Raw genomic sequence first — 12,335 nt, 5'->3', positions numbered from 1 at the left:
CTTCCACGGGCCACGTCATGCGCGGCGTTTGATCCACACCAGCATCGCGGCCGGCGCCAGCATCGACGGGCCCAGCAGCAACAGGGTGATGCCTTCGGTGTTCACGGCGATGCCCCACCACAGCGCCAGCCCCAGCGGGGGCAAGGCGGCCAGACCGCCCGCCAGCAGCATCCACCACCAGACCGGGCGCACTTGCAGCCCGGCGCGCCCCTGCATCAGGAAACCCGCGCTCAGCCACAACCAGGCCAGGCAGCCTGCAATGCCGGCCAGGCCCCACAGCGGCATCACCGTCACCGAGGCCAGCGTGCCATGGCCGAACTGGCCCAGCCCCATCAGCAGCAGCATCGTCGCCGCCGCGCCGCCCATCGCCAGGCTGGGCAGGCCGAACAGCACCGCCAGCGCGATGTACAGGTACTTGAGGTGGCGCTCATCCATGCGCGGTTACTCCGACGCCCGTGCCGGCGCGGATGGCGGGTCCACGGCTTCAACGCGCAACCACAGAAGCATCAGCATGCCGGCAGGCACCAACAGGGACGGCCCGGCGAACAGTCCGCTGAGCACGGAAGGGCCAAGCTCGGTGAAGTAGTACAGCGCCATCGCCAGCATGGGCAGGCCCGCCAGCACGCCCATGCCCAGCAGCCACCACCAGCGGCGTGATGCCATGCGCAGGCCGCGTGCCCCATCGCGCAGCCAGAAGATGCTGAGTGCAACCCAGGCCACCAGACCCGCGATCGCGCAGGAGCCCCACGCAAACATGCCGGCGGCAAACCACAGTTTGTCCGCGTCCAGGGAGACCAGCCCGATCACGCCCATGACCAGGGCGATGCAGGCGCCCGCGCCGCCGAAGAACAGGCTGGGCAGGCCGAACAACACCGCCAACGCCGCATACAGGTACTTGAGGTGGCGCTCATCCATGCGCGGTTGCTCCGATACCGGGGTCAGAGCCCTTCCCTGCGGGAAGGGATCCGACCCCTGCTTCGATCCGGGCTTCGGGGTCGGATCCCTTCCCGCAGGGAAGGGCTCTGACCCCTGCTCCGATCAGCCGTAGACCGGGTACTTGCGGCACTGCGCGCTGACCGCGTCGCGCACGCGGGCGATGACGGCGTCATCGTTCGGTGCGTCGAGCACGTCCGCGATCCAGTTGGCCAGATCCACGCAGTCCTGTTCGACGTAACCGCGGGTGGTCACGGCCGGGGTGCCCAGGCGCAGGCCCGAGGTCACGAACGGCGAACGCGGGTCGTTGGGCACCGAGTTCTTGTTGACGGTGATGTGGGCCTTGCCCAGCGCGGCTTCCGCGTCCTTGCCGGACACGTCCTTGCCAATCATGTCGACCAGCATCAGGTGGTTCTGGGTGCCACCGGAGACGATCTTGTAGCCGCGCGCGATCAGCGTATTGGCCATCGCCTGGGCGTTCTTCACCACCTGCTGCTGGTAGGCCTTGAAGCCCGGTTCCAGCGCTTCCTTGAAGGCCACGGCCTTGCCGGCGATGACGTGCATCAGCGGACCGCCCTGGATGCCCGGGAACACGATCGACTGCAGCTTCTTGACCAGGTCTTCGTCGGCGCCCTTGGCGACGATGATGCCGCCGCGCGGGCCGCGCAGGGTCTTGTGGGTGGTCGAGGTGACCACGTGGGCGTGCTCCAGCGGGCTCGGGTAGACGCCAGCGGCGACCAGGCCGGCGACGTGGGCCATGTCCACGAACAGGTAGGCACCGACCTTGTCGGCGATGGCGCGGAAGCGCGCCCAGTCGATCACCTGCGAATAAGCCGAGAAGCCAGCCACGACCATCTTCGGCTTGTGCTCCAGGGCCAGGCGCTCGACTTCGTCGTAATCGATCAGGCCCTGGTCGTTCACGCCGTACTGCACGGCGTTGAACAGCTTGCCCGAGGCATTGACCTTGGCACCGTGGGTGAGATGGCCGCCGTGCGCCAGGCTCATGCCGAGGATGGTGTCACCCGGCTGCAGCAGGGCGAAGTACACGGCCTGGTTGGCCTGCGAACCGCTGTGCGGTTGCACGTTGGCGTAGTCCGCGCCGAACAGCTGCTTGAGGCGGTCGATCGCCAGCTGCTCGGCGATGTCCACGTATTCGCAGCCACCGTAATAGCGCTTGCCCGGGTAGCCTTCGGCGTACTTGTTGGTCAGCTGGCTGCCCTGGGCCTCCATCACCGCCGGGCTGGTGTAGTTCTCGCTGGCGATCAGCTCGACGTGGTCTTCCTGGCGCTGGGTCTCAGCGGCGATGGCCTTGGCCAGTTCGGGATCGTAGGATTCGATGCGGACGTCACGCGGGAACATCGGGTACTCCAGCAGGCAGGGAAAAGGGGGTACGGCTCAGCCCCCGATTGTAGCCCCGCGCCGGGCTGCCGGGGCCGAAACGGACGGGGCCGGCATCCCGAAGGAATCCGGCCCCGTATGGTTTCGATTGATGGTGTGGGGTCAGAGCCCTTTCCGTTGGAAAGGGATCCGACCCCGGCCGCGATCCTCAGCGGTTGCTGAGCACGTACTGGGCGATCACACCGGTGGCGATGGCGACCAGCAGCATGTTGCCGCGGTCGTCGCGGATCCAGTGATGGCCATGCGGCGGGCGACGCAGGTGGTAGCGCGGGTAGTCGTTCACCACATAGATCGGGCCGCGGTAGTAGTCGCGATAGCGGTGGCCGACCTTCCAGCCATAGCCGGGCCCATAGGCCGGGCGATAGACCACGCGCGGCGGTGCCGGGCGGTAGTAGCGGTCATGGTCGCGGTGCCATTCACGGCGGTCATGGCGGTAGTCGCGCCGGGCTTCACGGCGATCCCGCTCCCAGTCACGGCGGTCATGGCGCCACTCGCGGCGATCCTCGCGCCACTCGCGGCGGTCATGGCCACGGCGGTGGTCGTCGTCGGCGAAGGCCGGGGCCACGGCGCCGAGCGCCAGTACAGAGGCCACGGCGCTGGCCATTACTCGATTGATGCGCATGTCAGACCTCTGCATGGGTGGGTGGTGAGCCCATATTGCGCACCCGATCTGAACCGTTTCCGGCTGGAAACGCTTCCTGCTGCAGGACTGTGACGCGGTATTCAGGCCGCGGCCAGCCCGGCGCCCCCTCCCGGGCGCGGCCCGGAACCGGTTCCGGCTATAATTGGCGGTATTCCATTTCAGTCTGTGCCCGCTGCCGCAACGGGAGGTTCCCGTGACGGGTCGGGTGCAGGACCGCGCCTACGGAGACCGCATGTCCTCGCAATACATCTACACCATGAACCGCGTGTCCAAGGTGGTCCCGCCCAAGCGGCAGATCATCAAGGACATCTCGCTGTCCTTCTTCCCGGGCGCGAAGATCGGCCTGCTGGGCCTGAACGGCGCCGGCAAGTCCACCGTGCTGAAGATCATGGCCGGCGTGGACACCGATTTCGAGGGCGAAGCCCGCCCGCAGCCGGGCATCAAGGTCGGCTACCTGGCGCAGGAACCGGAACTGGACCCGACCAAGACCGTGCGTGAAGCGGTCGAGGAAGGCGTGGGCGAAGTGCTGCAGGCCCAGGCCGCGCTGGAAGCGGTGTACGCCGCCTACGCCGAGGAAGGCGCCGACTTCGACGCGCTGGCCAAGGAACAGGAGCGCCTGGAAGCGATCCTGGCCGCTGGCGACGCCCATACCCTGGAAAACCAGCTGGACGTGGCCGCCGATGCGCTGCGCCTGCCGCCGTGGGATGCCATCGTCGGCAAGCTGTCCGGTGGTGAGAAGCGCCGCGTGGCGCTGTGCCGCCTGCTGCTGCAGAAGCCGGACATGCTGCTGCTCGACGAACCGACCAACCACCTCGACGCCGAGTCGGTGGAATGGCTGGAACAGTTCCTGGCGCGCTACACCGGCACCGTGGTGGCGGTCACCCACGATCGCTACTTCCTGGACAACGCCGCCGAGTGGATCCTGGAACTGGACCGCGGCCGCGGTATTCCGTGGAAGGGCAACTACACCGACTGGCTGACCCAGAAGGATGAGCGCCTGAAGCAGGAAGACAACCAGGAAAAGGCTCGCCAGAAGGCGATCCAGAAGGAACTGGAGTGGTCGCGCCAGAACGCCAAGGGCGGCCGCACCAAGGGCAAGGCCCGTCTGGCCCGCCTGGAAGAGCTGCAGTCGGTCGATTACCAGAAGCGCAACGAGACCAATGAAATCTTCATCCCGCCGGGCGAGCGCCTGGGCAATGCGGTGATGGAGTTCAAGAACGTCTCGAAGAAGTTCGGCGATCGCCTGCTGTTCGACAACCTGAGCTTCCTGGTGCCGGCCGGCGCCATCGTCGGCATCATCGGCCCGAACGGTGCCGGTAAGTCGACCCTGTTCAAGATGATCACCGGCCAGGAAAAGCCGGACACCGGCGAGATCGTGGTCGGCCCGACGGTGAAGCTGTCCTACGTGGACCAGAGCCGCGACGCGCTGGAAGGCAACCACAACGTCTTCCAGGAAATCGCCGGCGGCCTGGACATCCTCAACATCAACGGCATCGAGATCCAGTCGCGCGCCTACATCGGCCGCTTCAACTTCAAGGGCCAGGACCAGCAGAAGATGGTCGGTTCGCTGTCCGGTGGTGAGCGTGGCCGCCTGCACATGGCCAAGACCCTGCTGCAGGGTGGCAACGTGCTGCTGCTCGACGAACCGTCCAACGACCTGGACATCGAAACCCTGCGTGCGCTGGAAGATGCGCTGCTGGAGTTCCCGGGCAACACCTTCGTCATTTCGCATGACCGTTGGTTCCTGGATCGCATCGCGACCCACATCCTGGCGTTCGAAGGCGACTCGCACGTGGAGTTCTTCCAGGGCAACTACCGCGAGTACGAAGAAGACAAGCGCCGCCGCATGGGCGACGACGCTGCGCCGAAGCGCCTGCGCTTCAAGGCGCTGAAGTAAGGCAACAGGAAAGGCCGCGCTCGCGCGGCCTTTCTCCTTCTGTGGGTCGCCTGCTTGCTGGCGACACCTTTGCGAGAAGCCCCATGTCCCTGTTCGAGCGCCTGTTCCAGCTGCAGCAGCACGGCACCACCGTGCGCACCGAGCTGCTGGCCGGTGTCACCACCTTCCTGACGATGTCCTACATCGTCTTCGTGAACCCCGAGATCCTCGGCACCACCGGCATGGATGCGGGTGCGGTGTTCGTGGCCACCTGCCTGGCCGCCGCGCTGGGTTCGGCGGTGATGGCGCTGGCCGCCAACTTCCCGGTCGGCATGGCACCGGGGATGGGCCTGAACGCGTTCTTCGCATTCACCGTGGTCGGTGCCGCCGGCCTGCCGTGGCAGCAGGCATTGGCGGCGGTGTTCATCTCCGGCCTGGTGTTCCTTGTTCTGTCGCTGACCGGTGTGCGCGCATGGCTGGTGTCGGGCATTCCTTCGTCGCTGCGCTCGGCGATCGTGGCCGGCATCGGCCTGTTCCTGGCGATCATCGCGCTGCAGAAATCCGGCGTGATCGTCGGCAATGAAGACACGCTGGTGGCGCTGGGCCCGTTGAACACGGCGCCGCCGCTGCTGGCGCTGGCGGGTTTCCTGTTGATCGCGGTGCTGGAAGCACGCCGGATCCGCGGCGCGATCCTGATCGGCATCCTGGCGGTGACCGGCGCCGGCTGGGCGCTGGGCGACGTGCAGTACCAGGGCCTGGTCTCGCTGCCGCCGAGCCTGGCGCCGACCTTCCTGCAGCTGGACCTGCCGGGCCTGCTGCACCATGACGGCGGTGCGCCGATCGCGGTACTGCTGCAGGTGGTGCTGGTGTTCGTGCTGGTGGAAGTGTTCGATGCCACCGGCACCCTGTACGGCGTGGTCGGCCGCGCCGGCCTGCTGAAGCTGCCGGGCGCGCAGAAGCGCTTCGGCCGCGCGCTGCTGGCCGACAGCACCGCCATCGTGGCCGGTTCGATGCTCGGCACCAGCAGCACCACGGCCTTTGCCGAAAGCGCCTCGGGCGTGCAGGTGGGCGGCCGCACCGGCCTGACCGCGCTGGTGGTATCGGCATTGTTCCTGGCCGCGCTGCTGTTCTCGCCATTGGCGGCGATGGTGCCCAGCTACGCCACCGCGCCTGCCCTGCTGTTCGTGGCCGGGCTGATGCTGCGCGAACTGGTGGAAGTGGACTGGAGCGACCTGACCGAATCGGTGCCGGCCGCATTGTGTGCGCTGGCGATGCCGTTCACCTACTCCATCGCCAACGGCCTGGCGTTCGGCTTCATCGCGTATGCGGCGCTGAAGGCCGGCACCGGCCGCTGGCGCGAAGTGCATCCAGCGGTGTGGCTGGTGGCCGTGCTGTTCACCCTGCGCTACGCGCTGGAATAAGCGCTGGGCGGTGCCGGCCGGCGGCCGGTACTACGCGCTCGGGTTCACCTGCCACGCACGGTGCTCTGGGATGATGCAGGCATGGTTCCGCCTGTCCTTCCCGCAGATCCGTCTTCGCCGTTGCGCCGGCGGCTGCTGCGCGCGGCAGTGCTGGCTCCGGTCGCCGGTGCGCTCGCCAGCCTGCCCGGCTGTTCGCTGCCGGTGCAGGTGGATGGCACCTTCCTGCAGCCCTGGCGTAGCCACCTGCAGTGGGGCCAGGCCGACTGGCAGCGCTCGTTGAAGCTGGCCCATACGCTGGGCTGCCGGCAGCTGGTGCTGCAATGGACGGGCATCCTCGGTGGCAGCGACGGCGACTGGTCACTGCCGGACAGCAGCCTGCAGCAACTGTTCACCGCCGCCAGCGAGAACGACATCCGCATCCGCGTCGGCCTGCCCTTCCAGCAACGCTGGTGGCAGGCTATCGGCGCAGACGACGCCACGCTGCAGGCCTTCCTGGCCGAAAGCCTGGCGCACGCACGCCAGTGGTTGGCACAGGCGCTCTGGGCGCAGCAGCCGGCCTTCGGGGGCTGGTACCTGCCCTACGAACTGGAGCAGTACCACTGGGCCGATCCGGCCCGCCAGCAATGGCTGGCGCAGTGGCTGCACGGCCTGGTGCAGGCCGCCAGCGCACGCGGCGGCGACTGCGCGATTTCCTGCTACTTCAGCCGCCTGCAGACCGACGGCAACCTGGTCACGCTGTGGCAGGCGGTGTTGGCACAGACCGCGCTGCGGCCAATGGTGCAGGACGGCGTGGGGGTGGCCGGCGCCGGCAACGTGCAGCAGCTGCAACCGCTGCTCGATCATTTCCACGCGCAAGGCATCGGCTTCGATGCGATCGTCGAGCTGTTCCGCGAACTGCCCGGCGGCCCGGCCGATGGCAGCGGATTCAAGGGCGAAACCGCCGATGCCGCACGCATCCAGCGGCAGTTGGCATGGGCACGCGGCAGCGGCGCCCAGCACGTGCTGGTCTATGCGCTGGAGCCGTGGCTGACCCAGGACACGCCGCAGGCCGCGGCGCTTCGGCGACGCTGGGGCTTGCCTCAGTAGTAGAGGATGGCGGTGGCGAACAACCCCTTGGCGCGCTGCGTATCACCACCGCCGATCGCGAAGCGGTACTGCACGGTCAGGTCCAGGTAGGAGCGCGGCGTGTTGTAGTGGTCCTCGCGGAACCAGTAGCGCACGCCCACGCCAGGGCCGGCGCCAAGTGACCAGCTGCGCTGCGTATCGTTGAGCGCGAACGACTGCGCCGGGAACAGCGGGTAGCGGATGTCGCGCACGCGCGAGCGCTGGTCCAGCCAGTCCGCTCCCACCACCACATACGGCGTGACCACCCAGTGGGTCTGCCCGGCGCCGAAACGGAAGCTGCGGCCCGCGCGCAGTTCACCGGCAGCGAACCACTGCTCGCGATGCAGCCGCCCGTTGGCATCGCCGATCCGCCGTACCGGCGTGCCATTGGCATCGAGCGCATCGAGGGTGAAGTGGGCGCCGTTGTCGTCCCAGGTGTAGCCGCCCTGCGCGTAGCCGCTGACCATCCACCACTGGTTCACATCGGTACGCAGATCGGTGCCGTGGTAATAGCCGTAGGTCAGGTAGGACATCCACCCGCCGGAACCGCTGGCCAGGCGGTAGCGGGCCAGCGTGCTGGCTTCCAGTGGTGGATGCCGGGCCAGCTGCAGGCGGCACTGCACGGCCGCCGATGCGGGATAGACATCGCCCGTGCGGGTGGCGCTGCCCAGGAACTGGCGGCGCTCGATGCCGGCGCTCAAACCGGTCTGGCCAAACGCGTAGCGCAGGCCGAACGAGGCGATGGTGGACGGCCAGCCGGTGGTCGAGCGCGAGTGACTGAGGCGCTCGGCGCGTGCACGCGCATCCGGCGTTGATTCGCCGGTGCACGGATCCACCGCACGGATCGATTCGTAGGTGCCGCCTTCGTCGTACAGCGTATTGAGCAGGCGTGCGTAGAGCTCCAGCGTGCCATGCTGGTCATTGAAGGCTGGTGGCCGCCAGAACGCCTCCAGCGTGCTGAATACCGAATCACCCGGCGTGCTGATCGCCGCCCCGCCGACATTGGTCGCCGCCTGGCGTGCTCCACGGAAGCCGGCCGAGGCGATCACGCCCCACTCGCGCGAATAGTTGGCGATGGCATTGCGCACGCTGAAGCGCTGGTGCCCATCCAGCGGCAGCTCACCGGCGTCTGCGCGGTCGATGGCGCTACGCAGCAGTGACACCGCCTGTGGGTGATCACCGTGGGCTGCACTCGCATATGCCTGGTCCAGCACCACGCTCTTCGGTGCCCTGCCGGTGGCCTCGGCGGCGCGGAAGTCAGCCAGTGCCTGCGCCGGTTCGTGCGCCTTCTGGTTGAGGTAGCCGCGCTGCATCAGCGCCTCCGCATCGTCAGGGCGCTGTGCCAGCGCCGCATCCAGGCGCTGCCGTGCTTCGTCCTGCTGGGCGCGGTTGCCCGACGCCAGCGTGGTGGTCAGCAGGCCCTGCAGCTTCGCGTCGTCCGGTGCGAGCTGCACGGCCTGCCGCGCCTCACTGATGGCCTCGGCGTAGTCCTGGCGCGCGTAGGCAGCATAGGCACGCTGCGCGGCACCGCCATCGCCCTGCAGGTCGGCCGGCATCAGCTCGCAGCGGTTGCCGCTGTCAGCAGGCTGGCAGTGCTGGACCGGTGCCGGGTAGGTCTGCGCGCTGATGGGGGGCAGCGCGCGACTTGAGCGGATCGCCCGGGCGCGCTGCTCGATGCCCTGCAGCAGCAGCTGCTGCGTGCGTGCATCACCCGCATCCGTTGGCAATGCCGACTGCAGCGGTGCCAGCAGCGCCGCGGCGCGCGTGCGGTCGGCGCTGGCCAGCGCCGCATCCACCGCCAGCAGGCGCACGTTGCGCTGCTGCGTTGTTGACCCCGGCGCAGCGAGTGCGGTGTCGAAGTCCTCATTGGCGAGCGCGGTATTGCCCTGGCGCTGGCGCAGGTAGCCGCGCATCACCCGTGCATCGAGATCCTGGCCGTCGGCCTGCAGCGCCTGGTCGGCACTGCGCTCGGCGTCGGCCAGCTGCCCCTGTTGCAGCTGCGCGGTAATCAGCAGCAACCGGTACGTGGCCACCTCCGGCGCCAGCTCGACAGCGGCATGTGCCTGCGCAACGGCCGCGGCATCATCCTGCGTGGACAGCGACCGATACGCCTGCTGGGCCTGCAGCAGCGCGCGCTGTCGATCCAGCGCCACGCGCCGGGCACGCAGCGCCTCGGCATTCGGCGCGCCCAGCTGCAGCGCGGTGGCAATGGCGGCGTCGGCCTGTTCGGGCTGCTGCTGTGCCTCCAGCGCGGCCACCCACAGCAGTGCCCAGGCACCCTGTGTCGGCTGCTGCCGGAAGGCCTGTTCGGCCTTGCCGGCCGCCTCTCCCATCCGCCCGGCGTCATAGGCCGCGTATGCCTCGGTGGCCAGCGCGTAGGCCTGCTGCCGGCTACGGTCCGCGGCGCTGCCGGCGGGGCGCGATGGCGATGCAGCACGCGCGCCGGTACGGTCCGTGGAGGTGCTACGTGCAGCGGTGGCAGCCGCCAGCGCCGGCAACGCCGGATCCTTCAACCCCGCATCCAGCGCGCGCCGCGCCTGCTGCTGCGCTTCTGCGCTACGACCGAGCTTCTGCAGCGCATAGATCTGCAGCAGGCGCAGCCGCACCACGTCCGGGCGCAACCGGATCGCTTCGCTGGACTGCTGGTAAGCCGCGCGGTAGTCACCGCGCTCATAGGCGGCAAACGCCTGCTCGGCGATGCGGTAGGCCGCACCGGACAGCGGCAGTGCGGCATCGGCTTGTGCCAGCACCGGCGCGGCAGCGCTGGCCAGTGCCACGGCAATGACGGTGGACAGCAGCGTGGTCTTCATGCCGGCACGGCTCCGGGAGGCGGCGACTGCAGCGTGGCCGCACGCCGGCGCTGCTCCTGCATGGCCTGGGCCACGGCGTCTTCGGTGGCAATGCCCTGCTTGACCAGGTAATCGCCGATGCGTCCATCGCGCTGCGGCTTGTAGTCGTCCAGTGCAATCTCGAAGCGCGCGTGGTCGATCAGGCGCATCTCCACCAGCAGGTCGCCCAGCAACGGCACGTTGTCCAGCTGCCAGTGCCGGTCACCGCCGATCAGGCGCAAGCCGGCGTTGATCTCGCTTTCGCGGGCGATGCTCTGTTCAATGTGGGCGCTGCGGGTTTCCTGCTTCAGCAGTGCCAACGCCTCTTCGGGCAATGGGCTGGCCACGGCCAGCCGCAGGGTGCCTTGCTGGTGCGGTGGCAGCGGCAGCATGCGCCATTGCACGCAGGCATCGGCGCTGACCGGGAACTGGCCGGCGCGCAGGTAGTCCACATCGATCACCGCGCGCTGCAGGTCGCCCTGGAAGGCGATGGCCTCGGCCAGCGTTTCATCATCCAGCCAGCCCTGGGTGAGCAGGATGCGGCCCAGCGGCTGCTGACGGCCGGCATGCTGCTGGTCCAGCGCCTGCTGCAGCCGCTCCGGTTCCACCGCCTGCCAGGTGGCCAACAGCTCGCCCAGCTGCTTGCGGGTCTGCACCAGCTGCGCGGCGTCCGGGAAGTCGTGCATGGTCTTGTCCCAGACCATGCGCTTGCCGAACAGCAGGTAGGCCAGGAACACCTTCCACGCGCGTGCGGTGGCCATGAAATTGATCATGTTGCCGACCACCATGCGCGGAATCGACATCAACGCATGCTCCCAGCCGTACAGCCGGTTGACGAAGTAGAAGCGCTGCACGACCCGGGTCGCCAGCGCCGCCGTGGTCAGCAGGGCGACGTTCATCTGCCAGGTACCGGCCTGGAACACGCTGGGGAACTGCATCGTCCATACCCCGGTCATCTTCAGCACCCAGAACAGCAGCAGCTGCAGGAAGATGAGGTAGGCGATGATGCTGACGAACGAGGTGATGATGCCCTTGCGGTCGCGCGCCAGCAGGTACTTGGTCGCCAGCGAGCCGCGCCAGCCCAGCGACTCCCAGCTCTGCAGGCCGATGCCCAGCACCCAGCGCGCCTTCTGCCGGTACGAGGCGCGGAAGTTGTCGGGGAAGTATTCGCGCACGCACAGCGCCATCTGCTGGGTGCGCTCGCGTACCGGCCCCCAGCCGAACCATGACGGCCGACGCACGCGGAACTGCACCGGGAAGCGCGCGAAGATCGACTGCATGCCCATCGCCGCCAGCCGCGCACCGACGTCGTAGTCCTCGGTGAGGCTGTCGGTGTTGAAGGGCTGGTTGTCGGTCTGCGCGCTCAGTGCCAGCAGCGCGCGCCGCGAGAAGCAGGTGCCGACGCCCGCCGACGGCACCATGCCGGAAACACTTTCACGCACCACCAGATCCTTGGCATGCCATTCGGCGAATTCGTCCATGTAGACACCGGCCACCAGCTCGTACCACTCGCGGTCCAGCGAGGTGACCGGCAGCTGGATCATGTCCTTGCGCGGCAGCAGGTAGTTGTAGAAGCGCAGTTCCATCGGGTGCAGCACGTCCTCGCTGTCGTGCAGGATCACCCCGGCGAACTCGATGTCGTGCCGCTTCTCGTAGTCGAAGATGGCCAGGATCAGCCAGTTCAGGCAGTCGGCCTTGCTGGTCGGCCCGTCGTGGGGCACTTCCACGCGGCGCAGGCGCTTGTAGCGGCGGCGCATGCGCTCGACTTCGTCGATGGTCTGCGGGTCGTTGGGATAGGTGCCGACGAACACGACGTACTCGCGGTAGTCGAGCACGTTGATCATGTTCTCCACCATCTGCGCGATGACGTCGTACTCCATCCACGCCGGCACCATGATCGCCAGCGGCTGTTGTGGCCGCTGCAGCAGGTCTTCCTGGGTCAGCGGCCGGTACGCATCGCGGCGCTTGATGGTGAGCGCGCGCCAGCTCTCGCGCACCCAGTACCAGGCATCGATGAACAGGTCATCGAGGCTGGAGATGAGGATCAGCACGGCCACCGCCGCTGCCGTGGTTTCCAGGGCGGCGTAGTAGTTGGCCAGCTGGATGTTCCAGAACAGACCGTCCACGGTGGA

Annotated in this window: 9 protein-coding genes; 3 read left to right on the top strand and 6 right to left on the bottom strand. The window is 68.0% G+C overall.

The window, feature by feature from the left end:
• Positions 1 to 15: 15 nt before the first annotated feature.
• The 4 genes from ACYKG1_RS02945 to ACYKG1_RS02930 form a co-directional block, all read right to left on the bottom strand.
• Positions 16 to 435, bottom strand: coding sequence for a hypothetical protein (locus tag ACYKG1_RS02945; RefSeq protein WP_478471811.1), 420 nt, complete (start codon positions 433 to 435; stop codon positions 16 to 18).
• 6 nt (positions 436 to 441) lie between these two features.
• Positions 442 to 915: a hypothetical protein gene (locus ACYKG1_RS02940; protein WP_478471810.1), complete on the bottom strand. Its 474-nt coding sequence runs from the start codon at positions 913 to 915 to the stop codon at positions 442 to 444.
• A 123-nt stretch (positions 916 to 1,038) separates the two neighbouring features.
• The gene (gene glyA, locus ACYKG1_RS02935; protein WP_010481990.1) at positions 1,039 to 2,292 is read right to left on the bottom strand and encodes a serine hydroxymethyltransferase; all 1,254 of its coding nucleotides are present in this window, start codon (positions 2,290 to 2,292) and stop codon (positions 1,039 to 1,041) included.
• Positions 2,293 to 2,479: 187 nt separating this feature from the next.
• The gene (locus ACYKG1_RS02930; protein WP_262226152.1) at positions 2,480 to 2,953 is read right to left on the bottom strand and encodes an RcnB family protein; all 474 of its coding nucleotides are present in this window, start codon (positions 2,951 to 2,953) and stop codon (positions 2,480 to 2,482) included.
• A 253-nt stretch (positions 2,954 to 3,206) separates the two neighbouring features.
• Between ACYKG1_RS02930 and ettA the strand changes: the two genes are divergently transcribed.
• The 3 genes from ettA (at position 3,207) to ACYKG1_RS02915 (ending at position 7,357) form a co-directional block, all read left to right on the top strand.
• Positions 3,207 to 4,871 (top strand): energy-dependent translational throttle protein EttA, encoded by a 1,665-nt coding sequence (gene ettA, locus ACYKG1_RS02925; protein ID WP_005408049.1) that lies wholly within the window; start codon positions 3,207 to 3,209, stop codon positions 4,869 to 4,871.
• Positions 4,872 to 4,954: 83 nt separating this feature from the next.
• Positions 4,955 to 6,271, top strand: a complete 1,317-nt coding sequence (locus tag ACYKG1_RS02920; protein ID WP_262083098.1) for an NCS2 family permease — start codon at positions 4,955 to 4,957, stop codon at positions 6,269 to 6,271.
• Positions 6,272 to 6,352: 81 nt separating this feature from the next.
• Positions 6,353 to 7,357: a DUF4434 domain-containing protein gene (locus ACYKG1_RS02915; protein WP_478471809.1), complete on the top strand. Its 1,005-nt coding sequence runs from the start codon at positions 6,353 to 6,355 to the stop codon at positions 7,355 to 7,357.
• Here ACYKG1_RS02915 and ACYKG1_RS02910 read toward each other — a convergent pair.
• Positions 7,351 to 10,185 (bottom strand): NfrA family protein, encoded by a 2,835-nt coding sequence (locus tag ACYKG1_RS02910; RefSeq protein WP_478471808.1) that lies wholly within the window; start codon positions 10,183 to 10,185, stop codon positions 7,351 to 7,353. The two genes, ACYKG1_RS02915 and ACYKG1_RS02910, sit on opposite strands and share 7 nt — an antisense overlap.
• Positions 10,182 to 12,329, bottom strand: coding sequence for a glycosyl transferase family protein (locus tag ACYKG1_RS02905; RefSeq protein WP_478471807.1), 2,148 nt, complete (start codon positions 12,327 to 12,329; stop codon positions 10,182 to 10,184). The genes ACYKG1_RS02910 and ACYKG1_RS02905 overlap by 4 nt, the downstream gene beginning before the upstream one ends.
• Positions 12,330 to 12,335: the final 6 nt, after the last annotated feature.

It is taken from the genome of Stenotrophomonas sp. 85239_Sma (genome assembly GCF_056481725.1).
This window is presented reverse-complemented; position numbering and strand designations above follow the sequence as displayed.

What these genes read in the sequence shown, in the direction of transcription:
- ACYKG1_RS02945 (WP_478471811.1), bottom strand. Translation starts at nt 435, where the DNA reads ATGGATGAGCGCCACCTCAAGTACCTGTACATCGCGCTGGCGGTGCTG.
- ACYKG1_RS02940 (WP_478471810.1), bottom strand. Translation starts at nt 915, where the DNA reads ATGGATGAGCGCCACCTCAAGTACCTGTATGCGGCGTTGGCGGTGTTG.
- glyA (WP_010481990.1), bottom strand. Translation starts at nt 2,292, where the DNA reads ATGTTCCCGCGTGACGTCCGCATCGAATCCTACGATCCCGAACTGGCC.
- ACYKG1_RS02930 (WP_262226152.1), bottom strand. Translation starts at nt 2,953, where the DNA reads ATGCGCATCAATCGAGTAATGGCCAGCGCCGTGGCCTCTGTACTGGCG.
- ettA (WP_005408049.1), top strand. Translation starts at nt 3,207, where the DNA reads ATGTCCTCGCAATACATCTACACCATGAACCGCGTGTCCAAGGTGGTC.
- ACYKG1_RS02920 (WP_262083098.1), top strand. Translation starts at nt 4,955, where the DNA reads ATGTCCCTGTTCGAGCGCCTGTTCCAGCTGCAGCAGCACGGCACCACC.
- ACYKG1_RS02915 (WP_478471809.1), top strand. Translation starts at nt 6,353, where the DNA reads ATGGTTCCGCCTGTCCTTCCCGCAGATCCGTCTTCGCCGTTGCGCCGG.
- ACYKG1_RS02910 (WP_478471808.1), bottom strand. Translation starts at nt 10,185, where the DNA reads ATGAAGACCACGCTGCTGTCCACCGTCATTGCCGTGGCACTGGCCAGC.